18 protein-coding genes and 1 pseudogene are annotated in these 25,157 nt (G+C 64.3%); 10 read left to right on the top strand and 9 right to left on the bottom strand.

Translation table 11 applies throughout. The features are described 5' to 3' along the window. Positions 1-46: 46 nt before the first annotated feature. Together R9B85_RS11925 and rep are read right to left on the bottom strand one after the other, a co-directional pair. Positions 47-619 carry a xanthine phosphoribosyltransferase gene (locus R9B85_RS11925; RefSeq protein ID WP_009683322.1) on the bottom strand — a complete coding sequence of 191 codons (573 nt, stop codon included), beginning with the start codon at positions 617-619 and terminating at the stop codon, positions 47-49. Between the two features lie 65 nt (positions 620-684). After that, positions 685-2,694, bottom strand: a complete 2,010-nt coding sequence (gene rep / locus R9B85_RS11920; protein WP_085621535.1) for a DNA helicase Rep — start codon at positions 2,692-2,694, stop codon at positions 685-687. 254 nt (positions 2,695-2,948) lie between these two features. On the opposite strand from rep, the gene R9B85_RS11915 reads away from it, so the two are divergent. Beyond that, entirely contained in the window at positions 2,949-4,616 is a 1,668-nt protein-coding gene (locus tag R9B85_RS11915; RefSeq protein WP_112249914.1) for a putative bifunctional diguanylate cyclase/phosphodiesterase, read from the top strand. Between the two features lie 101 nt (positions 4,617-4,717). Here the strand turns inward: R9B85_RS11915 and R9B85_RS11910 are convergent, their stop codons facing one another. Further along, on the bottom strand, positions 4,718-6,106 hold the full coding sequence (locus tag R9B85_RS11910) for a NorM family multidrug efflux MATE transporter (RefSeq protein ID WP_207877030.1): 1,389 nt from the start codon (positions 6,104-6,106) through the stop codon (positions 4,718-4,720). Between the two features lie 155 nt (positions 6,107-6,261). On the opposite strand from R9B85_RS11910, the gene R9B85_RS11905 reads away from it, so the two are divergent. The 3 genes and pseudogenes from R9B85_RS11905 (at position 6,262) to R9B85_RS11895 (ending at position 9,316) form a co-directional block, all read left to right on the top strand. Then, positions 6,262-7,188, top strand: coding sequence for a LysR substrate-binding domain-containing protein (locus R9B85_RS11905; RefSeq protein WP_112249912.1), 927 nt, complete (start codon positions 6,262-6,264; stop codon positions 7,186-7,188). Positions 7,189-7,408: 220 nt separating this feature from the next. Continuing rightward, a pseudogene (locus tag R9B85_RS11900) lies at positions 7,409-8,452 on the top strand (Cache 3/Cache 2 fusion domain-containing protein); the annotation flags it as partial. Further along, complete coding sequence (locus tag R9B85_RS11895; protein WP_390899149.1) at positions 8,447-9,316, top strand: methyl-accepting chemotaxis protein; 870 nt, start codon at positions 8,447-8,449, stop codon at positions 9,314-9,316. The pseudogene R9B85_RS11900 and the gene R9B85_RS11895, both read left to right, overlap by 6 nt. 144 nt (positions 9,317-9,460) lie before the next feature. On the opposite strand, the gene hglS is transcribed toward R9B85_RS11895, so the two are convergent. Together hglS and R9B85_RS11885 are read right to left on the bottom strand one after the other, a co-directional pair. Next, positions 9,461-10,855: a 2-oxoadipate dioxygenase/decarboxylase HglS gene (gene hglS, locus R9B85_RS11890; protein WP_215520549.1), complete on the bottom strand. Its 1,395-nt coding sequence runs from the start codon at positions 10,853-10,855 to the stop codon at positions 9,461-9,463. Between the two features lie 184 nt (positions 10,856-11,039). Next, entirely contained in the window at positions 11,040-11,930 is an 891-nt protein-coding gene (locus R9B85_RS11885) for a LysR family transcriptional regulator (protein ID WP_112249906.1), read from the bottom strand. A gap of 136 nt (positions 11,931-12,066) precedes the next feature. Between R9B85_RS11885 and R9B85_RS11880 the strand changes: the two genes are divergently transcribed. Both R9B85_RS11880 and R9B85_RS11875 read left to right on the top strand, forming a co-directional pair. Next, positions 12,067-13,557 carry an aldehyde dehydrogenase family protein gene (locus R9B85_RS11880; protein ID WP_112249904.1) on the top strand — a complete coding sequence of 497 codons (1,491 nt, stop codon included), beginning with the start codon at positions 12,067-12,069 and terminating at the stop codon, positions 13,555-13,557. A gap of 156 nt (positions 13,558-13,713) precedes the next feature. Further along, positions 13,714-15,000, top strand: a complete 1,287-nt coding sequence (locus R9B85_RS11875; RefSeq protein ID WP_313857179.1) for an FAD-binding oxidoreductase — start codon at positions 13,714-13,716, stop codon at positions 14,998-15,000. A 108-nt stretch (positions 15,001-15,108) separates the two neighbouring features. On the opposite strand, the gene R9B85_RS11870 is transcribed toward R9B85_RS11875, so the two are convergent. Further along, the gene (locus R9B85_RS11870; RefSeq protein WP_112249901.1) at positions 15,109-16,536 is read right to left on the bottom strand and encodes a mechanosensitive ion channel family protein; all 1,428 of its coding nucleotides are present in this window, start codon (positions 16,534-16,536) and stop codon (positions 15,109-15,111) included. Between the two features lie 320 nt (positions 16,537-16,856). Between R9B85_RS11870 and ycaC the strand changes: the two genes are divergently transcribed. The 4 genes from ycaC to R9B85_RS11850 all read left to right on the top strand — a co-directional run bounded on the left by ycaC (position 16,857) and on the right by R9B85_RS11850 (position 20,987). Next, positions 16,857-17,486, top strand: a complete 630-nt coding sequence (gene ycaC / locus R9B85_RS11865; RefSeq protein ID WP_015272313.1) for an isochorismate family cysteine hydrolase YcaC — start codon at positions 16,857-16,859, stop codon at positions 17,484-17,486. A gap of 115 nt (positions 17,487-17,601) precedes the next feature. Then, positions 17,602-17,910: a hypothetical protein gene (locus R9B85_RS11860; protein ID WP_085621544.1), complete on the top strand. Its 309-nt coding sequence runs from the start codon at positions 17,602-17,604 to the stop codon at positions 17,908-17,910. 39 nt (positions 17,911-17,949) lie between these two features. After that, positions 17,950-18,768 (top strand): alpha/beta fold hydrolase, encoded by an 819-nt coding sequence (locus R9B85_RS11855; RefSeq protein ID WP_112249900.1) that lies wholly within the window; start codon positions 17,950-17,952, stop codon positions 18,766-18,768. A gap of 377 nt (positions 18,769-19,145) precedes the next feature. Further along, the gene (locus tag R9B85_RS11850; protein ID WP_181457299.1) at positions 19,146-20,987 is read left to right on the top strand and encodes an amidohydrolase; all 1,842 of its coding nucleotides are present in this window, start codon (positions 19,146-19,148) and stop codon (positions 20,985-20,987) included. 166 nt (positions 20,988-21,153) lie between these two features. Here R9B85_RS11850 and R9B85_RS11845 read toward each other — a convergent pair whose 3' ends face one another. From R9B85_RS11845 to R9B85_RS11835, 3 genes are all read right to left on the bottom strand, one after another. Next, positions 21,154-22,752: an MFS transporter gene (locus R9B85_RS11845; RefSeq protein WP_207877033.1), complete on the bottom strand. Its 1,599-nt coding sequence runs from the start codon at positions 22,750-22,752 to the stop codon at positions 21,154-21,156. 1 nt (position 22,753) lies between these two features. Beyond that, positions 22,754-24,016 carry an OprD family porin gene (locus R9B85_RS11840; protein WP_207877035.1) on the bottom strand — a complete coding sequence of 421 codons (1,263 nt, stop codon included), beginning with the start codon at positions 24,014-24,016 and terminating at the stop codon, positions 22,754-22,756. A 203-nt stretch (positions 24,017-24,219) separates the two neighbouring features. After that, entirely contained in the window at positions 24,220-25,131 is a 912-nt protein-coding gene (locus tag R9B85_RS11835) for a LysR substrate-binding domain-containing protein (protein WP_085621549.1), read from the bottom strand. Between the last annotated feature and the right edge of the window lie 26 nt (positions 25,132-25,157).

The raw sequence follows: 25,157 nt of genomic DNA, 5'->3' as shown, positions 1-25,157 counted from the left end.
TCGCATTCGCGGGTAAACCCGCTCCCACAGAGATCGCGTAGCGGCCTTACTCGATGAAGGTCACCACACCACCTTCCAGCGACTTCACCCGGGCCAGCGATTCAACGCGGTAGCCCTGGCTGTCCAGCTCGGCACGGCCGCCCTGGAACGACTTTTCGATCACGATACCCAGGCCGGCGACGGTGGCGCCGGCCTGCTTGATGATCGAGATCAGTGCCTGCGACGCCTTGCCGTTGGCCAGGAAGTCATCGATCACCAGCACGCGGTCGCTGCTGTTGAGGTGGCGCGGCGAGATGGCAACGGTGTTCTCGGTCTGCTTGGTAAAGGAGTACACCGAGGCGGTCAGCAGGTTCTCGGTCAGGGTCAGCGACTGGTGCTTGCGCGCGAAGATCACCGGCACGCCCAGCTTCAGGCCAGTCATCACCGCCGGGGCAATGCCCGAGGCTTCGATGGTGACGATCTTGGTCACGCCCGCGTCGGCGAACAGACGGGCGAACTCGTCACCGATCAGCTGCATCAGTGCAGGGTCGATCTGGTGGTTGAGAAACGCATCGACTTTGAGAACCTGATCGGAAAGCACGATGCCTTCTTCGCGAATCTTCTGATGCAGTGCTTCCACTGTGGTATTCCTCGATGTAACAAAGGTGGCCGCAAATAGCGGCAAAGTTAAAGAGTAATGGTTGATCAGCGTTTGAGCATTGCCCGGATATCGGCCAGGGCGTTGTTGCCCCGTGCGGCCTTCACCTCGACCGGCGCATCGTCCAGGCCTTCCCAGGCCAGGTCGTCCGGTGGCAGTTCGTCGAGGAACCGGCTGGGCGTGCAGTCGATGATTTCACCGTACTGCTTGCGCTTGGCGGCGAAGGTGAAGGCCAGGGTCTGGCGCGCGCGGGTGATGCCCACGTAGGCCAGGCGGCGTTCTTCTTCGATGGTGTCGGCCTCGATGCTGGAGCGGTGCGGGAGGATTTCCTCTTCCATGCCCATGATGAACACGTAGGGGAACTCCAGGCCCTTGGAGGCATGCAGGGTCATCATCTGCACACCTTCGGCGTTCTCTTCCTCTTCCTGCTGGCGCTCGAGCATGTCGCGCAGCACCAGCTTGCCGATGGCGTCCTCGATGGTCATGTCACCCTCTTCGTCCTTCTCGAGGGTGTTCTTCAGCGCTTCGACCAGGAACCAGACGTTGCTGATGCGGAACTCGGCCGCCTTGTCGCTGGCGGTCTGCTGGCGGATCCAGTTCTCGTAGTCGATATCGCGGATCATCTCGTGCAGCGCGGCAATCGGGTCTTCCAGGGCGACCTTGTGGCGCACCCCGTCCAGCCAATGCTTGAAGCGCTGCAAACGCTCGGTGTAGCGGGCGTCCAGATGCTCGCCCAGGCCCAGCTCCTCGCTGGCGGCGTACATCGAAATACCGCGCTCGGTGGCGTAGTTGCCGAGTTTTTCCAGCGTGGTGGAGCCGATTTCGCGGCGCGGTACGTTGATCACCCGCAGGTAGGCGTTGTCATCGTCCGGGTTCACCAGCAGGCGCAGGTAGGCCATCAGGTCCTTGACCTCCTGGCGGCCGAAGAAGCTGTTGCCGCCCGACAGGCGATACGGCACCTGGTGGTGCTGCAGCTTCAGTTCGATCAGCTTGGCCTGGTAGTTGCCGCGGTAGAGGATGGCGAAGTCGCTGTACGGGCGGTTGGTACGCAGGTGCAGGGTGAGGATTTCCATGGCCACGCGTTCGGCCTCGGCTTCCTCGTTCTTGCAGCGGATGACGCGAATCTCGTCGCCCACGCCCATCTCGCTCCACAGTTGCTTCTCGAACGCGTGCGGGTTGTTGGCGATCAGCACGTTGGCGCAGCGCAGGATGCGGCTGGTTGAGCGGTAGTTCTGTTCCAGCATCACCACTTTCAGGGAGGGGTAGTCCTCCTTGAGCAGCATGAGGTTTTCTGGCCGGGCGCCACGCCAGGCATAGATCGACTGGTCGTCGTCGCCTACCACGGTGAACTGGTTGCGCATGCCGATCAGCATCTTCACCAGCAGGTACTGGCTGGCGTTGGTGTCCTGGTATTCGTCCACCAGCAGGTAGCGCACGCGGTTCTGCCAGCGCTCCAGCACATCGGGGTGCTCCTGGAACAGCTTGACCGGCAGCAGGATCAGGTCGTCGAAATCTACCGCGTTGAACGCCTTGAGCGTGCGCTGGTAGTGGGTGTAGACGATGGCGGCGGTCTGCTCGCGCGGGTTGCGCGCTTTCTCCAGGGCCTCGGCGGGCAGAATCAGGTCGTTCTTCCAGGCACCGATCATGTTCTTGATCTCGTCGATGCCGTCGTCGCCAGAGTATTCCTTCTGCATGATGTCCGACAGCAATGCCTTGATGTCGGACTCGTCGAAGATCGAGAACCCCGGCTTGTAGCCCAGGCGCTCGTGCTCCTTGCGGATGATGTTCAGGCCCAGGTTGTGGAAGGTGCACACTGTCAGGCCACGGCCTTCCCCCGGACGCAGCAGGGTGGCGACCCGCTCCTTCATCTCGCGCGCGGCCTTGTTGGTGAAGGTCATCGCCACGATGTACTGGGCACGAATGCCGCAGTTCTGGATGAGGTGGGCAATCTTGCGCGTGATCACGCTGGTCTTGCCCGAGCCTGCACCGGCGAGCACCAAAAGAGGGCCGCCGACATAGTCACGGGCTTCCTGCTGCCGGGGATTGAGTCGGGACATGCTAGAAACCGGGGGTCGCCAGAAAATAGCCGCGCATTCTAACAGGCATGGGGCGTTTGTGGCGCGACCGTCTGACGTCTGAGTCAAATATGTAAACGGGATTTGCCGGCTGGCGCAGTTTCGCGCAGGATGCACGACAAAATACGTCGGGATGCTACACCGGTAAAAACATGCATTAAAGTGAAAATCATTTTCATTAATGCAGTAGCATACCTGGCAGTTTCCGTTGCACCGTGAAACCCTAAGGAGCCCGCTTGTCCACGCCTGTCGAACCATTGCGTTTGCTGCTGTTGGCCGATGAGCCGGAATGGGGCGCGCTGCTACGCGCGTGCATGCCTGCCCTGGGTGGCAGCGTTGTGCTGCTGACAGCGCCGAACTGGGAGTCGGTCGACAGCCTGTTCAACCAGGACCGCCAGGCCGTTGTGCTGACAACCCCGGCCCTGCAGCCCGCACCCGGGCGCTGCGAGCTGCCGAGCATCCTGCTGCTCGACCACGAGCCCCAGGTAGCGCCCAGCGCTGTCAGCGACTGGCTGGTGCGTGACCAGCTCAATGCCGACACCTTGCGCCGCTCGCTGCGCCATGTGCGCGAGCGCGGTGTGCTGGTGGCCACCTTGCAGCGCCTGGCCGAGCAGGACCCGTTGACCGGCATCGCCAACCGCCAGGGCTTCCAGGCCTTGCTGACCGCGCGCCTGGCCGAGAACGACGGCGGTGGCCTTGCCCTTGGCCACCTGGACCTGGACAACTTCCGCCACGTCAACGACGCCCTCGGCCACCAGAGTGGCGACCGCCTGATCCTGCTGGTGGTGGCGCGCCTCAAACAGCAACTGGAGGCGGGCGACCAGCTGGCGCGCCTGGGCAGCGACGAGTTCGCCCTGCTGATCGATACCCGACGCGATCCCAACCGTGCCGAATGGATTGCCGAGCGGATTGTCGAGGCGTTGGCCGAACCCTACTGGGTCGACGGCGAAAGCCTGTTGCTGGGCTGCAGCCTGGGCCTGGCCCATGCCCGTGCCCAAGGTGGTGCCGACCCGTTGATGTGGCACGCGCACATCGCCATGCGCCAGGCCAAGGGCAGCCAGGGTTGCACTTTCCATGTGTTCAACGAGCGCATCAACCGCAATGCCCGCAGCCTTGCCGACCTGGAAAGCGAACTGCGCCGCGCCTTGCGCCGGGACGAGCTGGAGCTGCATTACCAGCCGCGGCTGAACCTGGCCGACGGGCGCATCGTCGGCCTCGAGGCGCTGGTGCGCTGGCGGCATGCCGAGCGCGGCCTGTTGCCGCCCAGCGAGTTCGTGCCGCTGGCCGAGCAGAGTGGCCTGATCGTGCCGCTGGGGTACTGGGTGATATCCCGTGCCCTTCGCGACATGCAGGCGCTGTGCGAGCGCGGCCTGGAACCGCTGCACATGGCGGTCAACCTGAGCTTCCGCCAGTTCCAGGACAGCCAGCTGCTGGCGACCTTGAGCCGCCTGATCCTCGAGCATGGCGTGGATGCCCGCTGGCTGGAATTCGAGCTGACCGAAACGGCGGTCATGCGCCGTAACGAGCTGGTGCGGCAGACCATGGACGCCCTGGGGCGTCTGGGCGTGCGCTTTTCGCTCGATGATTTCGGTACCGGGTTCTCTTCGTTCGTGCACCTCAACAGCTTGCCGATCACCTTGCTGAAGGTGGACCGCAGCTTTGTCGCGGAAATGGAAATGCGCGAGGAGAACCGCAAGCTCGTGCACGCCATGATCAACCTGGCGCACAACCTCAACCTCGAAGTGGTGGCCGAGGGGGTGGAGAGTGAGGAGCAGATGGCGTTGTTGCGCGGGTTTGGTTGTGACCAGGTGCAGGGGTTCCTGGTCAGCAAGCCGCTGCCGGTGGGGGAGCTGATGGAGTTTTTGCTGCAGGCGACCGGCTGCCAGTTGGGCGCAGTCCTTTAGGGCCCTTTCGCGGGTGAACCCGCTCCCACAGGCTTTTGCACAGGATTCTGACTTTGCGCATTCCCTGTGGGAGCGGGTTTACCCGCGAAGAGGCCCGCAAGTCAGGCCGAAGTCGTCGCCGCGCCACCAAACCCGGCTTTGCCCAAAAGCCGCTTCATCCGCCACTCAAAGCCAAAGGTAAGTGCCACCGCCGCACAAGCCAGCCCCAACGCCAGCCCCCACCACACGCCAACCGCGCCACCGCCCAGGGTAAAGGTGAACAGCCAGGCGCTCGGCGCCCCCACCAGCCAGTAGCACACCAGCCCGATCAGGAAGGTGGTCTTGGCATCTTTCAGCCCACGGATCGAGCCCATCGCGATCGTCTGCATGCCATCGAACAGCTCGAACCACGCTGCCACCATCAGCAATTGCACCGCCAGCTGGAAGATCGCCGCAAACGCCGGGTCGTCACGGTCGATGAACAACCCCACCAGTGCATCGGGCAGCAGCCAGAACAGCGCGGCGAAGGCAAACATGATCATTGCCCCGAAGCCGATGCCCACTCGCCCGGCGCTGCGCGCCGCCAGCAGGTTGCCGGCGCCGTAGTACAGCCCCACGCGCATGGTCACCGCATACGACAACCCGGTAGGCACCATGAATGCCGTGGAGACGATCTGCAGGGCGATCTGGTGCGCCGCCAGCTCGGTGCTGCCCAGTACGCCCATGCACAGCGCGGCGAAGGCGAACAGGCCGACTTCCACCATGTAGGTGCCGCCAATCGGCAGGCCCAGCCGCCACAGCTCGCGCAGGGCCGGCAGCGACGGGCGTGACAGGCCCTTGCGCAGCGGGTAGGCGGCATACGCCGTGTGCCAGCGGATATACAGCGCCAAGGCAATGGCCATGCCCATCGACACCACCGCAGTGACCAGGCCGATGCCCATCAGGCCCAGCTTGGGCAGGCCGAACATGCCTTCGATCAGCGCCACGTTGAACAGGTAGTTGAGCACCGTGCCTACCAGGCTGATGACCATCACCGGGGTAGACCGGCCCAGCGCGCTGGTGAAGCCGCGCAAGGCCATGAAGGTCAGGTAGCCGGGCAGGGCCAGTGGCAGCAGGGTGAGGAATTCGGCGGCCGAGGCAACGTTCTCGGGTTTTTGCCCGAACAGCAGCAGTACCGGCTCAAGGTTCCACAGCACCAGCGCAGCGAACAGCGCCAGGCCCCAGGCCAGCCACAGGCCACCCTGCGCCAGGCGGGTGACGCCCTCGATGTCGTTGGCGCCCTTGCGAATCGCCACCAGGGTACCGACCGCAGCGATCACGCCCAGGCAGAAGATCGACACGAACGAGTAGCTTGCCGCGCCCAGACCGCCGCCAGCCAGGGCTTGCGGGCTGATGCGGGCCATCATCAGGGTATCGGTCAGCACCATCAGCATGTGCGCCAACTGCGAGGCGATCAGCGGCCCGGCCAGGCGCAGCAAAGCCTTGAGTTCTGTGGTGGGCGCGACATGCATGGGGCAGTCCTTTTCCTGGGGTGATCAACGAAGGGCGATTCTGAGGCTTTGGTCAACTTTGCACAAAAGGATAAAAGCGATCATTGGCATGAGTCTGACTCATGTATATATGCTTCCCGGTGATTCATTTCACAGCCCCGTATGGCAGGTGCCTCATGTCCCGTCAGCTCCCCCCGCTGTATGCCCTGCGCGCATTCGAAGCCGCCGCGCGGCTAAGCTCCTTCACCCGCGCCGGCGAAGAGCTGTCGATTACCCAGAGCGCGGTCAGCCGGCATATCCGCACACTGGAGGAGCACTTTGCCTGCCGCCTGTTCGTGCGCAGCGGCCGCAGCCTGCAACTGACCGAAGCGGCGCGGGTGCTGCTGCCCGGCGTGCGCGAAGGCTTTGCCGCGCTGGAACGGGCTTGCGATACCTTGCGCGGTGAGGATGACATCTTGCGCATGAAGGCCCCCTCGACCCTGACCATGCGCTGGTTGCTGGCGCGCCTTAGCCGCTTTCGCCACTTGCAGCCTGGCAACGAAGTGCAGCTGACCAGCGCCTGGATGGATGTCGACCACGTGGACTTCAACCAGGAACCTTTCGATTGCGCAGTGTTGCTCAGCGACGGGGTGTTCCCGCCGGAATGGGAAGTGCGCAAGTTGTTCCCGGAGTTGTTGATCCCCGTGGGTGCGCCAGACTTGCTCGACGAGGAACCCTGGGACGAGCGTCGGCTGGCCTGCATCGAGCTGCTGCACCCCACGGTGGACAAGCGCGACTGGCGGGAATGGTTGGAGCGTATGGGGTTGAGTGACAAGGTTTCGCTCAGGGGCGGGCAGGTCTTCGACACGCTGGAGCTGGGCATGATTGCTGCGGCGCGTGGCTACGGCATTTCCATGGGCGATTTGCTGATGGTGGCCGAGGATGTGGCGCAGGGGCGGTTGAGCCTGCCTTGGCCGACGGCCGTGCCCAGCGGCATGGATTACTACCTGGTGTGGCCACGCACCCGGCGCGGCGGCGAGCGCCTGCGGCGGCTGAGCGCATTTCTCGAGCAAGAGGTGGCGGCTATGGATTTACCCGCTGTAGAAGTCCTGCCACGTCTCTGACTTCTGCGACGCGGCCCCTGTGGGAGCGGGCAAGCCCGCGAAAAGGGCATCACAGGAAAGCGCAAAGGTTTGCGAATATCCTTGCCCGACACTCAAGTATTCGCCGGCGACGCCGATTCACTGGCACCAGCGTCCCGGAAGAGGGCGCGCTTCCCGTCGATAACAAGCGGGTGGTCAGCGTGATCAGGATGATCCCGGCCTCTTGCCAGGAGCTTGCCCCATGTCTCAACCGCGTGCCCGTATTGCCTCACAGCTCGGTGTCGCCCTTGCCATCGTGCTGGCGCTGGTGATTTCCGGCAGTACCCTGTTTGCCCTGCGTTCGCTGGACGACGCCAACCTCGCCACACGCCAGGCCCACCTGGCCAGCGAAGCGCGCCTGCTGGCCGACCAGCTCGACAGCTTCCACGGTTCGCTCAAGGACAACACCCAGCGCTTGAGCGGCCTGTTCGAGCGGCGCTTCGCCTCGGGCCTGGCGCTGCATGCGGGCGAGACCGTGCAGGTCGCCGGCCAGACAACGCCTGCCCTGTACCAGGGCGACCACCTGCTGAACAACGATTTCCAGCAAGTGGACGAATTCCAGCAGATGACGGCCGGCATCGCCACGCTGTTCGTGCGCAGCGGCGACGACTTCGTGCGCATCAGCACCAACCTGAAGAAGCAGGACGGCAGCCGCGCCATCGGTACCCAGCTCGATCGCCAGCATCCGGCCTACCTGAAACTGCTGGCCGGGCAGATGTACATCGGCCGTGCCGTGCTGTTCGAGCGCAACTACATGACCCGTTATGTGCCGGTGAGCGACAGCGCAGGGCGGGTGATCGCCGTGTTGTTCGTCGGCTTTGACTACACCGAGGCGCAGAACGCCCAGTTCGCCAACCTCAAGCGCTTTCGCATCGGCCAGACCGGTTCGCTGGCGCTGCAGGACGAGAAGGGTCAGTGGCTGGTGCCGCCGGCCAATGCCGAGCAGCAGCTGTACAGTGCCACCGCGCCGTTTGCCGAGGGCCCGTGGACAGTGGTCGCGAGCATGCCGATGGCAGAAATCCGCGAGGTGACCTGGAGCGTCGGCCTGCGCCTGGCGATCGGCAGCCTGCTGGCGATGCTGCTGGCGGTGGCCGCCACGTTGTGGCTGCTGCGCCGCAAGCTGCGCCCGCTGGATGACCTGGTGCGCCAGGCCGAAGCGCTGGGGGCGGGCGACTTGAGCGCCCGGCTGGCGGTGACCAGCCATGATGAAATCGGGCAGCTGGCGCGCAGCTTCAACAAGATGGGCGAGGCGCTGTCGACCATGGTCGAACACATCCGCAGCGCCTCCGAGCAGGTCAGTAACCGTGCCCGCTCGCTGTCCGGGTTATCGGCCGGCGCCTGCGAAGGCATGGACCAGCAATCCGGCGAAATCACCAGCATGGCCGGCGCAGTCGAGGAATTCAGCGCCACCTCGATGAACATCGCCGACAACATGTCCGGTACCGAACGCATGGCCCGCGACAACGCCCAGCAGACGCGCATCGGCCGCAGCGCCATGGACGAGGCTTCGCGCTCGCTGAAACAAATTGCCGAGGCCCTCGGCGGCACGGCCACGGTGATGGATAGCCTGGGCGCACGTTCGCAGGAAATCGGCGGCATCATCAGCGTGATTACCGCGATTGCCGAACAGACCAACCTGCTGGCATTGAACGCCGCCATCGAAGCGGCCCGTGCTGGGGAGCAGGGCCGTGGCTTTGCCGTGGTGGCGGATGAAGTGCGTGGCCTGGCAGCGCGGACGCGCCAGGCCACGGATGAAATCTCCGGCATGATCACCAGCATCCAGCAGCAGACCGGGCATGCCATCTCGACCCTTGAGCAGGGCAACCAACTGATGCAGGAAGGCCTGGAGCGCAACGACAAGGTGGCGCAGGCGCTGGCGCGTATCGACGAGCAGAGCCGCGCCGCCGGCGAACAGTTTGCCGTGATCAGTACCGCGACCCAGGAGCAGAGTAGCACCGCGACGGTACTCAGCCGCAATCTGCAGAGCATCGCCCAGGCCAACGGCGAGCAACGCGAGGTGGCCAACGAACTGGCGTTTACCGCGCGGGAGCTGGAAGGGTTGGCGGCGCAGTTGCGCCAGGAAGTGGACCGTTTTCGGGGTGGCCGCTAAGCGCTGACATTGTCGTGCCGGTCAGGGCCTTTTCGCGGGCTTGCCCGCTCCCACAGGATTACACCCAGCCGGAAGGCAGCGGTAGACCTGTGGGAGCGGGCGAGCCCGCGAACAGACCACGAAAGACCAAGTACCGTCCGAGCCTTACAGCGAGCCCAGGTTCAACGCCTGCGCACACGCTTGCAGCGAGCGCTGTTCGCTCTGCGCATACAGCGCCAGTTCGTCTTGCACCTTGAGCCCCAGCGCCGCTTCGAACGCGTCGCGGTTGGCGTTGCTGCCATACTCCGCCTGCGCATCGTCACCCAGGTTGGACTGGAAAATCCCCGCCGCACTGACCGGCAGGAAGTCCTCGTACACCAACGCCTCGAAGTGCACATGGCCAGCCTCGATCAAGCCTTGCAGTGTGGTCGGGCGGTCGTCCTGGTCGCGCGCGGCCAGGCCTTTTTCGGTGGCGAAGTAGCGGAAGTAGGCCAGCCCCTGTTCACGCATCTGCGCCAGGTCATCCGGGAATTCGGCAAAGGTGTCCTTCAGCAACGCCATGTAGCGTTCGGCATTGGCCTCGGCCGGGGCGCCACCCAGGGCGGCGCGGGTGGCGTCGAGCAGCTTGTCGTACAGCTGGCGGCCTTTCGGCGTCAGCGCCGCGCCGCGTTGCTCGATTTCGCCAAACCGCGCGGTATGGCTGCCTTCGCTGCCCTGCTGGTCGCTGAAGGCGACCTTTTCCTGCAGGGCCTTGAAGCTGGTCTGGCGCAGCAGGATCGGGTGGCGGCGGGTGGGCGGGCCTTCGACCACGGCCTTCGGCGGGATGCCCTTGGCCGGCATGCCGAGCTGGATCGCATCGATGTCCAGGGTGCGCGGGGTCAGGTGGTTGATGTGCGGGCCCTTGAAGGCCACCACATCGGCGATCAGGCGGTGCTGGTCGTGCAACTGCTGGTACTGCTCGGCAGTGACGGTGGCGTCATGGTGCCAGCGGAAGGTGTGCAGCGCTTCCTGCACGAACGCCTCGGCATCGGCGGCGTTCAGGCCACCATCGCGCTCGCATTGGTCGATCAGTTCAAGGGCGCGGGCGGTAAAGATCTGGCGCTTGGCCAGGATGCTATCTGCCAGCTCGCGCAGCTTCGGGTTGTCGATCAGTTCCAGGCGCAGCAGCGAGGTGAACACGCGGAACGGGCTGACGTGCAGCGACTGCTCGTGCACCGCGCGGAAGGCGGTGGAATGCACCGGCACGCCGGCGGAACTGAGGTCGTAGTAGCCGACTGGCTGCATGCCCATGACCGCGAACAGCCGGGCGATGGTAGCCAGCTCTGCGGCGGTGCCGACACGGATGGCACCATGGCGCTCCTGGTCCAGGCGCTCGATTTCGCCGGTCCAGCGCAGGGCCTCGGCAACCTCGGGTTGCTGGGCCATGACCTGCTGGTTGATTTCGCTCACCAGCTCCAGCAGCGTGCCGTACAGGGGCACTTCCTGTTTGTACATGAGCGACATGGCGGCAGAGAACTGCGCGCGGATGCTGTCGGGGCTGACGAAATCGTGGGCGGGCATCGCTAGCTTCCTGGTTGGGTTCGGACGCTTACATGAAAGCTGGGAATGCACTTGGCTCACAAGCGAAAAAAAGTGAGAGTGTCATTCCTTTTTTGATCGACCTTCAGGGCCCTTTCGCGGGTACCTCACAGGGTTCAGGCCTTGCGTGATACCTGTGGGAGCGGGTTTACCCGCGAAGAGGCCCTCAGGTCGATAGCTGCTCGCGAATCCATTCCACCAATGCCCTTACCTTGGGCACCTCCGCTGCATGCTCGGCATACGCCAGGTAATGCGCCCCGGCGCTGCGCATCGCATGGTTCCACGGCACCACCAAACTCCCCTCGGCCAACTCCTTCGCCGCCAGGTAGCGCGGCACCAACGCCACCCCGCACCCGGCCTGCGCCGCACTTAGGGCCATGTAGAAGGTATCGAAGCGCGGCCCATGGTAGGCACTGACGCTCTGCAAGCCCAACTCCAGGAACCACTCGTGCCAGGCCTCTGGCCGCGAGGTGCTCTGCAATAGCACCAAATCGGCCAGCTCTGCGGCATTGCTCAGCTCACGGCCAGCCAGCAGCTCCGGCGCGCAAACCGGCACCACCTCCTCACCGAACAGCTCCACGCAGGTGGCCCCCGGCCAAGTGCCCTGGCCATAGAAGAACACCACGTCCGCCGAGCCCTGCAGCAGGGCGAACGGCTCCATCTCGTTGCGGATATCCAGGTGGATGTTGTTGTGGCGCTTGCCAAAGCCCTTCAGGTGCGGGATCAACCAGCGCACGCCAAAACTCGGTTGAGTGGCTACCTTCAATATCTCGGTCTGCTCGCCGTAGGTGAGCACGTAGCGGCTGGACATATCCACCTGGGTGAGGATCTTGTTGACCTCGGCCAGGTACAGGCTGCCCGCCGGTGTCAGCTGCAGGCGGCGGCGGATACGCAGGAACAGGTGATGGCGCAGCATGTCTTCAAGCTGCGCCACCTGCTTGCTGACCGCGCTCTGGGTCAGGTGCAGCTCTTCGGCGGCACGGGTAAAGCTCAAATGGCGGGCTGCAGCTTCGAAGCACTGCAGGGCGGTCATGGAGGGCACCAGGCGTTTGGACATAGCGGTCTCTGCGGCTCAAATCATTACCTGACGGAATGATATGCGGAATAAAGGTCGTTTGTTGCACTGGTGTGATCGGATTAATACTGATCCACATCATTTTTCCACCCCATCACCCGATGTAGGAGATGCACAAATGGTTGCTGGACTGCTCGAGCGCCTTGGCGTTGCTGCCGAGGCTTACACCCAGGGCGACTACCCTGTTCACACGCCGATCGACGGCAGCCAGATCGCCTCGGTGAAACTGCTCGGCAAGGCCGAGACCATCGCCCGCATCGATCAGGCCCAGAGCGCCTTCGAAGCCTGGCGCAGCGTACCGGCCCCGCGCCGTGGCGAGCTGGTGCGCCTGTTCGGCGAAGTGCTGCGTGAGCACAAGGGCGACCTTGGCGAACTGGTTTCGATCGAAGCCGGCAAGATCACCCAGGAAGGCCTGGGCGAAGTGCAGGAAATGATCGACATCTGCGACTTCGCCGTTGGCCTGTCGCGCCAGCTGTACGGCCTGACCATCGCTTCCGAGCGCCCTGGCCACCACATGCGTGAAACCTGGCACCCGCTGGGCGTGGTCGGCGTGATCAGCGCCTTCAACTTCCCGGTCGCAGTCTGGGCCTGGAACACCGCCCTGGCCCTGGTCGCCGGTAACTCGGTGGTATGGAAACCGTCCGAGAAGACCCCGTTGACCGCGCTGGCCTGCCAGGCGCTGTTCGACAAAGCCCTGAAAGCCTTCGGTGATGCCCCGGCTGGCTTGGCACAACTGGTGATCGGCGGCCGTGAAGCCGGCGAAGCCATGGTCGACGACCCGCGCGTACCGCTGGTCAGCGCCACCGGCAGCACCCGCATGGGGCGCGAAGTGGGCCCACGTGTGGCTGCCCGCTTCGGCCGCAGCATCCTCGAACTGGGTGGCAACAACGCCATGATCCTGGCCCCCAGCGCCGACCTCGACCTGGCCGTGCGTGGCATCCTGTTCTCCGCAGTCGGCACCGCCGGCCAGCGTTGCACCACCCTGCGCCGCCTGATCGTGCACCGTTCGATCAAGGACGAAGTGGTGGCCCGCGTCAAAGCCGCCTACGGCAAGGTGCGTATCGGTGACCCACGCAAGGACAACCTGGTGGGCCCGCTGATCGACAAGCAGTCGTTCGACGCCATGCAGGGCGCGCTGGCCAAGGCCCGTGACGAAGGTGGCCAGGTATTTGGTGGCGAGCGTCAGCTGGCAGACCAGTACCCCAACGCCTACTACGTATCGCCTGCAATCGCTGAAATGCCGGCGCAAAGCGACGTGGTACGCCACGAAACCTTCGCCCCGATCCTGTACGTGCTGGCCTACGACGACTTCGAAGAGGCCCTGCGCCTGAACAACGAAGTGCCACAAGGCCTGTCGTCTTGCATCTTCACCACCGACATCCGTGAAGCCGAACGCTTCCAGAGCGCCTCGGGCAGCGACTGCGGCATCGCCAACGTCAACATCGGCACCAGCGGCGCCGAGATCGGCGGTGCGTTCGGTGGCGAGAAGGAGACTGGCGGTGGCCGTGAGTCCGGTTCGGATGCCTGGAAAGGTTACATGCGTCGCCAGACCAATACCGTGAACTACTCGCGCGAGCTGCCGCTGGCGCAGGGTATCGTGTTCGACTGATAGCCGCAGGCGGGGGCTTCGCCCCCGTTTCGCCGGCAAGCCAGCTCCCACAGGGATCGCACAAGCTTGGAGTCTGTGCGATCCCCGTGGGAGCTGGCTTGCCGGCGATGGGCTGCAAAGCAGCCCCAACAAGAACAAAATTGCTGGAGCCGGGCCATGTCCGAACTGCGTCAAGAATGCTTGTGGGAATTCGTCAGCAAACCGACCGTCGCCGCCCAGGCCCTGGCCGGTGAGCACAAGGCCGATGTCTGCGTGATCGGTGGCGGCATTACCGGCCTGTCGGCGGCCATCCACCTGCTCGAACAGGGCAAGTCGGTGATCCTGCTGGAGGCCTGGAAGATCGGTCACGGTGGCTCCGGGCGCAACGTCGGCCTGGTCAACGCCGGCACCTGGATCCGCCCCGATGATGTCGAGGCAACTCTCGGCCTGCAGCAGGGCAGCCGCCTGAACAAGGTGCTCGGCGAAGCCCCGGCCGAAGTGTTCGCCATGATCGAACGCCTTGGCATCGACTGCCAGGCCCAGCACAAAGGCACGCTGCACATGGCGCACAACGCCACCGGTATCGCCGACCTCGAGGCCCGCCACGAACAATGGCGCCGCCGTGGTGCCGACGTGGAGCTGCTGACCGGCGCCCAGTGCCAGGAATACTGTGGCACCGACAAGATCTCCGCCGCGCTGCTCGACCGCCGCGCCGGCACCATCAACCCCATGGGCTACACCCAGGGCCTGGCCGCAGCGGTGGCACGCCTGGGTGGCAAGCTGTTTCAGCAGTCTTCGGTCGAAGGCCTGGAGCGTGACGGCGATGCCTGGCGGGTGAAGACAGCGCATGGTTCGGTGCGCGCCGACAAGGTGGTGATATCCACTGGCGCCTACACCGAAGGCGACTGGAGCAACCTGCAGAAGCAGTTCTTCCGTGGCTATTACTACCAGGTGGCGTCCAAGCCGTTGCAGGGGGCTGCAGCCGACAAGGTGCTGCCACATGGCCAAGGCTCCTGGGACACCCGCACCGTGCTCAGCAGCATCCGTCGCGACGACCAGGGCCGCCTGCTGCTAGGCAGCCTGGGCCGGGTCGACAACAAGCCGGCGTGGTTCGTGCGCAGCTGGGCCGACCGCATCCAGAGCCACTATTACCCGGAGCTGGGCAAGGTCGAGTGGGAAATGCACTGGACCGGCTGCATCGATTTCACCCCCGATCACCTGATGCGCCTGTTCGAACCGGCGCCAGGGCTGGTGGCGGTGACCGGGTACAACGGGCGGGGCAATACCACCGGCACCGTGATTGGCCGGGCGTTCGCCGAGTTCTTGCTGAAGGGGGAGGAGGGCAGCCTGCCGATTCCGTTCTCGCCGATGAAGGGGGTGAGTGCACCCTCGCTGCGGACTGCGTTCTACGAGTCCGGGTTCTCGCTGTACCACGCGGGGCAATGCCTGAGAGTTGTGTTGTAAGCACTGGCCCCTTCGCGGGTAAACCCGCTCCCACAGGATCTCCACAGTCCTTGAGACCTGTGTGGTCCCTGTGGGAGCGGGTTTACCCGCGAAGGGGCCGGGCCAGGCTTACTTGTGCAGCCAGCTGAGAAAGCCGCCCTTCTTGATCGAAACCGGCTTCTGCATCAACAACGACTCGCGGCTCTGCCGCCGAAACCGCTGCAACTTGCTCAACGCCGTCTGCACATCACCGCGTTGCACCAGGCAGCTCTTCACCTGTTCCTTGTCGATCCGATACAGCACGCAACCGGTCAACGTGCGGAACTCGGCCAGCGATTCCTCTTCGTCGATGATCCCCTCGATACCCAGCACCTCTCCCGGCCCCATGCGCCCGGCCTCGACCAGCCTGTCGCCATCGCGAATCGACGCCGAAACCACCCCGCTGCCAATCACCAGCAAATGATCGGAATGCTCGCCCACGCCCAGGATTACCTGATCCGCCAGGTATTCCACCGCTGTCATGCGCTGGCTCAGCGCATCGCGCTCTTCAGCGCTCAGCGAGCGGAACACCCGCACCTCGTCCAGCACCTCGCGCTGGCGGCTGCGTGGCGGCATGGCCAGGTCGGCGTTCCACATTACCCCGCTGGCCTCCAGGTGCCGGTGGGCCAGGTCGAACAGCTGGTTGCGCGCGTCGCCCTTCGCGCCCGCGTCGGCCACGAAGCCACTGGCTTCGTACTCCACTGATTCCAGCGTCGAGGCTTTCACCGTCACCTTTGGTTTTGGGGTCGCAAGAATGGCACTGACCCCTTGCAAGGCCTTTTCCAGCGCATCGAACACCCGCTTGGGCCGCACCTTGGCCGGCACCACCACGCTGATCGACACCCCGTGCACATCGGCCGGGCGGCTGTGGTTGAGCAGCCGGGCCTTGGCCGCCACCGAGTTGGGGATTACCGCCAGGCTGCCGGTGCTGGTGAGCAGGCGGGTGGCACGCCAGTCGATTTCCAATACCTTGCCTTCGGTGTTGTCGATGGAGATCGAGTCGCCAATCTGATACGGCCGCGTGGTGTTCAGGATGATGCCACTGAACACGTCGGCCAGTGTGCTCTGCAGCGCCAGGCCGATAACGATGGCCATGACCCCCGATGTGGCCAGCAGGCCTTTTACCGGCAACTGCAACACATAGCCCGCGGCAGCGACCACGGCCGCCAGGAAGATAAGCGCTCCCAGCACATCCTGCAGCAAACGCCCGCCATGGCTGCCGCGGGCAACCAGCAACAGACCGAACACCACCGTCACCGTACGTGCGCCAAACAGCCACCAGCCGATCGCCAGTACCGTGGCGATCAGGTTGCGCGAGACATCATCGGGCCAGGGTGGCGGTTGCAGCGGGCTCATGCCGGCAGCTACCAGCACCGAGCTGAACAGCAGGAACAGCACCAGCCGCGCGCCGATGCGCCAGGCCCTTTGCTGGAGAGGAATCAGTTGCCAGAGCACGAGGTCGAGCAGGATCAGGGCGGTGCCGAGCAACAGCGGGTATGACTGGATGAACGCCAGCATGGTGGTCTCGGGTGAGGGGAGGGCTGTGGGTAGTAATAGAGCAGGTTGGCCGGGCAGGCAATGGGGCCTGTGCCGGCCTCTTCGCGGCTAAAGCCGCTCCCACAGGTACTGCGCACGATTCAAATCCAGCGCAATCCCTGTGGGAGCGGCTTTAGCCGCGAAAGGGCCGGTACGGCCCACACAAAACCATCGTTCACAAAACAGAACGCTAGAGCCAAAAACTGCTATCTACCGCCTGAAAGGTCATGGTTTTAATCTTCTCCCATCAACGCGAAACACCCAACTTACTGAAAAGATCAAAACCCTTAGGAGCAACGACCATGACCAACTTCAAATACAACCGCCTGAACAAAGACGACGCCGCTGTCCTGCTGGTCGACCACCAGGCTGGCCTGCTGTCCCTGGTCCGCGATATCGAGCCGGACGCGTTCAAGAACAACGTATTGGCCCTGGCCGACCTGGCCAAGTTCTTCAACCTGCCGACCATTCTCACCACCAGCTTCGAACAAGGCCCGAACGGCCCGCTGGTACCGGAACTGAAAGCCTTGTTCCCGGACGCCCCGTACATCGCCCGCCCAGGCCAGATCAACGCCTGGGACAACGAAGATTTCGTCAAGGCAGTGAAGGCCACCGGCAAGAAACAGCTGATCATCGCCGGCGTGGTGACCGAAGTGTGCGTAGCCTTCCCGGCACTGTCGGCCCTGGAAGAAGAGTTCGAAGTGTTCGTGGTCACCGATGCCTCCGGCACCTTCAACGCCATGACCCGCGACGCCGCCCACGACCGCATGAGCCAGGCCGGCGCACAACTGATGACCTGGTTCGGCGTGGCCTGTGAGCTGCACCGCGACTGGCGCAACGACATCGAAGGCCTGGCTGCGCTGTGCTCCAACCACATCCCGGACTACCGCAACCTGATCACCAGCTACAACGCCTTCAACGCCAGCAAGTAAACCGATCGCCCCGGGCACCGCCAGTCGGTGCCCGGCAAGGCAGCACACCTGTCCAATCCAGCGCCCGTCCGCCGTTGCACAGTGGATGCGGGCAAGCTCATCCCAAGGAACGCTGATGAACACCGCACTCCAAGACAACCGCGAAGTGGTAACCGTATGCCTGCAACACCAGGTTCTTGATAGCACCCCGGGCACCACGGCAGCGCAACCGCCGCGCTGGAAGCAGGCGCTGCTGACCTACCTGGTGATCTGCCCGATGACCATGGTCATTCCGCAACTGCTGGCGCCGCTGTTCGCACGCTTCCCGCAGCTGGGCGGTGTGATTGCCGGCAACCTGATCGTCAATGTGTTCGTCATCCTGCCCGTGGTGTTCTACATCATGCCTTGGGTAACCCGCCGCTGCGCCAACTGGCTGCGTGGCTGAGCCAGGCCTTTACCTCGACATTTTCAAGGAGATACCGACATGAGCACCTTCGTTACCCGCGATGGCACTTCGATCTACTTCAAGGACTGGGGCAGCGGCAAGCCGGTGCTGTTCAGCCACGGCTGGCCACTGGATGCCGACATGTGGGATTCGCAGATGGAATTCCTGGCCAGCCGCGGCTACCGCGCCATCGCCTTCGACCGCCGTGGTTTCGGCCGTTCGAGCCAGCCGTGGAGCGGTTACGACTACGATACCTTCGCCGATGACATCGCCCAGCTGATCGAGCACCTCGACCTGCGCGATGTGACCTTGGTGGGCTTCTCGATGGGTGGCGGTGACGTCAGCCGCTACATCGCCCGCCACGGCAGCGAGCGGGTGGCCGGGTTGGTGCTGCTGGGCGCGGTGACGCCGGTGTTCGGCAAGCGTGACGACAACCCTGAAGGGGTCGACCTGTCGGTATTCGAGGGTATCCGCGCTGGCTTGCGTGCCGACCGGGCGCAATTCATCGCCGATTTCGCCACGCCGTTCTATGGCATCAACCATGGGCAGCAGGTGTCCCAGGGCGTGCAGACCCAGACCTTGAACATTGCGCTGATGGCATCGATCAAGGGCACCCTGGATTGCGTGACCGCATTCTCCGAAACCGACTTCCGTCCGGATATGGCCAAGGTCGATGTGCCGACCCTGGTGATCCACGGCGACGATGACCAGATCGTGCCGTTCGAGACCACCGGCAAGCAGGCGGCGGAACTGATTCGCGGGGCTGAGCTGAAGGTGTATGCAGGGGCGCCGCACGGGTTTGCGGTGACTCATGCACAGCAGCTGAACGAAGACTTGCTGGCGTTCCTTCAGAAGTAACTGTGCTGGGGCATTCGCGGGTAAACCCGCTCCCACAGGGGATACCACAGTTTTCAAGGCCGGTGGTGTCCCTGTGGGAGCGGGCGTGCCCGCGAAGAGGCCAGCCCAGGCAGCACAAATACTGAACCGGGCTAACCTTCAACAACCCACCGCACATCCATCCAAGCCTTGCCCCTACAGCAAACGGCATGCTCCGCAGTTGCGCCTGCCGCTACCGCACCCAGACGGAGAAGACCATGTCCCAGGACCGCAACGACAAGACCCGTCGCCAGTTCCTCGCCACCAGTACCGTGCTCGGTGCCGCCGGCGCGCTCTGGTCCGCATTGCCCTTTACCGGTTCCGCCGGTTCCGCTCACGCATCCACCCAAGGAGGTTCCATGACCGCCGATCTCATTCTGTTCAACGGCAAATTGCACACCGTTGATCGTGAAAAGCCCACCGCGACCGCCGTCGCCATCAAGGACGGCCGTTTCATCGCGGTAGGCAATGACGCCGAAGCCATGGCCCACAAGGGCGCCACCACGCAGATCATCGACCTCAAGCAGCGCACGGTAATCCCCGGCCTGAACGACTCGCACCTGCACCTGATCCGTGGTGGCCTGAACTACAACCTGGAATTGCGCTGGGAAGGCGTGCCGTCGGTGGCCGATGCCCTGCGTATGCTCAAGGACCAGGCTGCGCGTACGCCCACCCCGCAGTGGGTGCGCGTGGTCGGCGGCTGGAACGAATTCCAGTTCGCCGAAAAACGCATGCCCACCCTGGAAGAAATCAACCAGGCCGCACCGGACACCCCGGTATTTCTGCTGCACCTGTATGACCGGGCGCTGCTCAACCGCGCCGCGCTCAAGGCCGTCGGTTACACCAAGGACACCCCCAACCCGCCGGGTGGCGAGATCCAGCGCGACAAGTTCGGCAACCCGACCGGCATGCTCATCGCCCGCCCCAACGCGATGATCCTCTACGCCACCTTGGCCAAGGGGCCGAAGCTGCCGCTGGAATACCAGGTCAACTCCACCCGCCAGTTCATGCGCGAGCTCAACCGCCTGGGCCTGACCAGCGCGATCGATGCCGGCGGCGGCTACCAGAACTTCCCGGACGACTATCAGGTGATCCAGGAGCTGGCCGACAACAACCAGCTGACCGTGCGCATTGCCTACAACCTGTTCACCCAGAAACCCAAGGAAGAGCTGGACGACTTCCGCAAGTGGACCTCCAGCGTGAAGCTGCACAGTGGCACCGACTTCCTGCGCCACAATGGCGCCGGCGAAATGCTGGTGTTCTCCGCCGCCGACTTCGAGGACTTCCTCGAGCCGCGCCCGGACCTGCCGCAAACCATGGAACAAGAGCTGGAACCGGTGGTGCGCCACCTGGTCGAGCAGCGCTGGCCGTTCCGCCTGCATGCCACCTACAACGAATCGATCACGCGCATGCTCGACGTGTTCGAGAAGGTCAACCGGGACATCCCGTTCAATGGCCTGCCGTGGTTCTTCGACCACGCCGAAACCATCACCCCGCAGAACATCGAGCGAGTGCGTGCGCTGGGCGGCGGTATCGCCATCCAGGACCGCATGGCCTTCCAGGGTGAGTATTTTGTCGACCGCTATGGTGCCAAGGCCGCCGAGCAGACCCCGCCGATCAAGCGCATGCTCGACATGGGCGTGCCGGTGGGCGCCGGTACCGACGCTACCCGCGTGTCCAGCTACAACCCGTGGACCTCGCTGTACTGGCTGGTCAGCGGCAAGACCGTCGGTGGCATGGAGCTGTATCCGGAAGGCCTCAGTCGAGACACTGCGCTGCAGCTGTTCACTCAGGGCAGCGCCTGGTTCTCCAGCGAACAGGGCAAGAAAGGCCAGATCAAGGTGGGCCAACTGGCCGACCTGGCGGCACTGTCGCTGGACTTCTTCAGTGTCGATGAAGAGGCGATCAAGGGCATCGAGTCGGTGCTGACCGTGGTCGATGGCAAGGTGGTGTATGGTGCGGCGGAATTCGACAAGCTCGGCCCGCCCCAGGTGCCAGTGCTGCCGGAATGGTCGCCGGTGACCAAGGTGCCGGGCCACTGGCGCGTGGGCACGCCGTCGCTGGCAGCGGTGGCGCACCAGTGTGTGGGGCCTTGCGGGGTGCATGCGCACAGCCATGAGAAGGCACGGCATTCGAATGTGCCGGTGAATGACTTCCAGGGCTTCTGGGGGGCGTTGGGTTGTTCGTGCTTTGCTTTCTAAGCTGAGCTGATGTGAAGGAGGGGTCAGTATCTGGCCCCTTTTTTTGTTCCTTCAGTGCCGGCCCCTTCGCGGGTAAACCCGCTCCCACAGAGATAACACAAACCTCAAGGTTGTCGTTGTACCTGTGGGAGCGGGTTCACCCGCGAAAGGGCCGGGAAAGCCAGCATCAATGGTGAGCCTTGTGCTCCCCACCCGCCAACAGATGCCGAATCTTCACTTCCACCCCCTCGGTCTGCAACATGCGCACCCGGGCCTCGATCTTCAGCTCACCCCGGGTTACCCGGTGGTGATGCCTCAAATGCTCCAGCCACGATTCCTCGAAGAAGAATTCCAGCCACAACGCCGGGTCCGCACTGTCGCGCATCAACCCCCACGACAACGCGCCATTGCGCTTGCGCATTGCCTCCAGCTCCCGCGCGGCCTGCTGGAACGCCTCCGCCTTGGCCGGCTCGATGTGGTATTCCACGGTGACCATCACCGGCCCGCTTTCCTTGTCCATGTCGTCGCTCAGCAGCGGCACTGGCCAATGCAGTGACGGCGTCAGCTCCTCGGCTGCGGTTTCCGGCAGCGTCACCTTGCAGGTCAGCAGCGTGCCCAGCGCCAGGCCACCTGCGGCCAGCAGCAGGCTCAAGGTGATCGTCGCATGGCTGGCCAGCGTGCCCCACAGCAACCCGCCACTGGCCATGGCACCAAAGAAGATCAGGATGTACACCGACAACGCCCGCGCCCGTACCCAGGCCGGCACCGAGGTCTGCGCCGCCACCTGCAGGTTGGACAACACAGCTATCCACGCCGCGCCGCTGAGCAGCATCGCCGGCAGCAGCACATAGAAGTTGCGCACCAGCGCCAGGGCCAGCAGGAACAGGGCATACAGCAGGCTGGCGAGCAGCACCAGGCGGTCGCGGCTGATGCGTTCGCGCAGGCGTGGCAACAAGGTGGCGCCGGCCACCGCGCCGATGCCGATGGCCGCCAGCAGCAGGCCGAAATCGGCGGCGGTGCCATGCATCTCGCCACGCACGATCAATGGCAGCAGCGAGGTGCCGGCGCTGGCGCAGAAAAAGAACGCCAAGGCGCGCAATATCACGGCTTGCAAGGGCTTGGCGCTGCGTGCGAAACGCAGCCCGGTGCGCATGGCGCCGACGAAGCGCTCGGCCGGCAGCAGCGGCTCCTTCACCTCGCGCTTCCACAGGAACAGCACCAGGATCACCCCGGCGAACGAGATGGCATTCAGGGCGAAGGTCAGCCACGGGCCGACCATGCTCACCACCACGCCCGCCAAAGCCGGGCCGATGGCGCGTGACACGTTGATACCAACACTGGATAGCGCCACCGCGTTGGCCAGGTCGTCCTTGCCCACCAGCTCCGGTGTCAGCGCACTCCAGGCCGGCATCATCAGTGCCGTGCCGATGCCCAGCGCCAGGGTCAGCACCAGCAGCAGGGTGACATTCATCAGCCCGAGCAGGGTCAGGGCCGCCAGCACCACGGCCACCGACGACATCCACAACTGCACCAGCAACAGATATCGGCGCTTGTCGACGATATCCGCCGCCGCGCCGGCCGGCAGGGCGAGGAAGAACATCGGTAGCGAGCCGGCTACCTGGATCAGAGCCACATGCAACGGGCTGGCCGACAGCGTGGTCATCAGCCAGCCGGCGCCCACTTCGTGCATCCAGGTGCCGATGTTGGAAGCGATGGTGGCGATCCACAGCATGCGGAAGGTGGCGTTGCGCAATGGGCTCCAGGCGCCTGAAGGGGACGTGCTCATGTCAGAAGCTGCCTTTGAGTGGGTATTCGATGATCAGGTAGATCCGGTCGATGTCATCGCCGGCCTGGGCCTGGTTGGCGCGGTGGCTGACGTGGGAAAACGACAGGCTCAGGTCCTTGGCGGCGCCGGCCTGCACCACGTATTTCAGGTCGATGTCGCGCTCCCAGTGCTTGCCGCCGTCGCCGTACTGGTCCACATAGGCGCCGCCTGCCGGGGCATGACTGCCGTCGATGCCACGGCCGCTGACGTAGCGGCCCATCAGGCTCAGGCCGGGTGCGCCGAGGGTGGCGAAGTCGAGGTCGTAGCGCAGTTGCCACGAGCGCTCGCCGGGGCCGTTGAAGTCGGCGTACTTGATTGAGTTGGCCAGGTAGATGGAGTCGCCGCCGACGAAGTCGAACGGGGTGTCGCCCTCGACCTTTTGATAGGCCAGGCTCAGCGCCTGGGCGCCGAAGCTGTACCTGGCCAGCAGGCTGTAGGCGAGGGTGTCGATTGCCCCGGCACTGGCATTGCCGGTGTCGCGGGTCTTGTACAGGTTGCCGTCCAGGCGCCAGTTGCCTTCGGCCAGGTTCAGGTTGAGGTAGGCCTGGCGCCAGGTATCTTCCAACTGGCCAGCGTACAGCGCGCCGCCGAATGGGCCGTCGGGAGCAAACGTGGCACCGGCCAGGCTGATGGCGCGGTTGTCGGTGGTAGCGCCGTAGCCGCTGAAGTCATCATGGCTGGAGCTGTTGTCCTGGTTGTTGAAGGCGGTGAAGCGCCCGGCCTGCAGGCGCCAGTCTGGCAGGTCGGTGTTGTCCAGGAACCAGCCGGTGGCGTATTCCGGATGCAGGCGTTTGTCGCTGGTGTCGAACACCGGGGTTTCCACGGTCATTTCGCCATAGCGCAGCTGGGTGTTGCCCAGGCGCAGCTTGAGTGCGGCGCCGGCGCTGGAGTAGTCGGACTCGGCACGGCCATCGCTGTCGCGCGGCAGCAGGCCGGTGCCGGCATGGCCGCGGCCGCCGTCGAGCTTGAGGCCGAGAAAACCATGGGCATCGATGCCGACGCCGAGCGTGCCCTCGGTGAAGCCGGAGCGGATTTCGCCAATGAAGCCCTGGGCCCATTCCTGGCGGTAGTTCTGGCCGCTGCCGGAGGGCGAGCGGAAGTCGCTGTGCAGGAAGTAGTTGCGGCTGAGCAGCGACCAGCCGGGCTCTTCGGCCTGGCTGAGCGCCGGGCACAGGGCGAGGGTGGCGAGCAGGGCGCGGCCTGGTCCGTGAGTGGCGCGGATCATGGGGGCTCCGGGAAGGATGATCCGGGAATGTGGATGAAGGATAGGCCAGGGGTCTTGTATGTGTGTGCTCTGGCTGGTTTTGCCTGTGCCGGCCTCTTCGCGGGTAAACCCGCTCCCACAGGTACTGCACAAACCTTGGAGCTATTGATGACCCTGTGGGAGCGGGTTTACCCGCGAAGAGGCCGGCACAGGCGGCAACCGGCTCAAGCCATGTCGCTGATCGCAAACTCCTCGGCCAGATGGTCGATCAGCGCCCGCACCGACGGCAGCAACCCGCGCCGCGACGGGAAGATCGCATGCACGATGCCGCAGCGCGGGTGCCAGTCCGGCAGCAACTCCACCAGCCGCCCCGCCGCCAGGTCCTCGCGCACCGCCACCCGCGGCAGGTGCGCAATGCCCACTCCGGCCACCACGAAATGGCGCAAGGCGAACAGGTCGTCAGTCACCATGCGTGGCGTGTGCGGGATGACGATGCTGCGGCTGCTGTCCTCGCCCTGGAACAGCTCCCACTGATACTCCCGCTGCGCGCTGCCCCAATGCACACTGGGCAGCGTGCCCAGCAACTGTGGGTCAAACCCCTTGGGCAGTTGCTCCAGGTACTGCGGCTGACCGACCAGGCACTGGGTACTGTTGCTCAGTACCTTCATCACCATGTCGGTGTTCTCCAGCGGTGGAAAGCGCACCCGCAGAGCGACGTCGAAGCCCTCGTGCAGCAGGTCGACGCGGCGGTTGGTGCTCTCTATGAACAGTTCCACTTGCGGGTACTTGAGCATGTAGCGGGTCAGCATCGGCCCGACCCAGGAATTGAGCAGGGTGGTCGGGCAACTGATACGCACCAGACCGCGCGGTTCGCTGCGGTTGCGCTCGATGATCTCCGCCGCGCCCTCGGCCTCCACGCGCATGGCCAGGCAGCGATTGTAGTAGGCCTGGCCGATCTCGGTGAGCGAGCAGTGGCGGCTTGTGCGGTGCAGCAGGCGCACGCCCAGTCGGTCTTCGAGATCGGCAATGCGCCGGCTGAGCTTCGACTTGGGCATGTTCAGCGCCCGGCCAGCCGGGGCGAAGCCGCCGTGCTCGACTACCTGGGTGAAGTAGTAGAGGGAGTTGAGGTCTTCCAATGATCGGTCTCCAGGTACTTGATTGC

This window comes from Pseudomonas sp. NLJ1, from assembly GCF_049486705.1.
Lineage (GTDB): Bacteria > Pseudomonadota > Gammaproteobacteria > Pseudomonadales > Pseudomonadaceae > Aquipseudomonas > Aquipseudomonas inefficax.
Note: the sequence above shows the minus strand (reverse complement) of the source record. Positions and strands in the feature narration are given on the sequence as shown.

Coding starts and splice junctions, on each gene's coding strand:
- hglS (WP_215520549.1), bottom strand. CDS start 10,855: ATGCCCGCCCACGATTTCGTCAGCCCCGACAGCATCCGCGCGCAGTTC.
- R9B85_RS11855 (WP_112249900.1), top strand. CDS start 17,950: ATGAGCACCTTCGTTACCCGCGATGGCACTTCGATCTACTTCAAGGAC.
- R9B85_RS11870 (WP_112249901.1), bottom strand. CDS start 16,536: ATGCTGGCGTTCATCCAGTCATACCCGCTGTTGCTCGGCACCGCCCTG.
- ycaC (WP_015272313.1), top strand. CDS start 16,857: ATGACCAACTTCAAATACAACCGCCTGAACAAAGACGACGCCGCTGTC.
- R9B85_RS11895 (WP_390899149.1), top strand. CDS start 8,447: ATGGGCGAGGCGCTGTCGACCATGGTCGAACACATCCGCAGCGCCTCC.
- R9B85_RS11880 (WP_112249904.1), top strand. CDS start 12,067: ATGGTTGCTGGACTGCTCGAGCGCCTTGGCGTTGCTGCCGAGGCTTAC.
- rep (WP_085621535.1), bottom strand. CDS start 2,694: ATGTCCCGACTCAATCCCCGGCAGCAGGAAGCCCGTGACTATGTCGGC.
- R9B85_RS11850 (WP_181457299.1), top strand. CDS start 19,146: ATGACCGCCGATCTCATTCTGTTCAACGGCAAATTGCACACCGTTGAT.
- R9B85_RS11905 (WP_112249912.1), top strand. CDS start 6,262: ATGTCCCGTCAGCTCCCCCCGCTGTATGCCCTGCGCGCATTCGAAGCC.
- R9B85_RS11875 (WP_313857179.1), top strand. CDS start 13,714: ATGTCCGAACTGCGTCAAGAATGCTTGTGGGAATTCGTCAGCAAACCG.
- R9B85_RS11845 (WP_207877033.1), bottom strand. CDS start 22,752: ATGAGCACGTCCCCTTCAGGCGCCTGGAGCCCATTGCGCAACGCCACC.
- R9B85_RS11885 (WP_112249906.1), bottom strand. CDS start 11,930: ATGTCCAAACGCCTGGTGCCCTCCATGACCGCCCTGCAGTGCTTCGAA.
- R9B85_RS11860 (WP_085621544.1), top strand. CDS start 17,602: ATGAACACCGCACTCCAAGACAACCGCGAAGTGGTAACCGTATGCCTG.
- R9B85_RS11840 (WP_207877035.1), bottom strand. CDS start 24,016: ATGATCCGCGCCACTCACGGACCAGGCCGCGCCCTGCTCGCCACCCTC.
- R9B85_RS11910 (WP_207877030.1), bottom strand. CDS start 6,106: ATGCATGTCGCGCCCACCACAGAACTCAAGGCTTTGCTGCGCCTGGCC.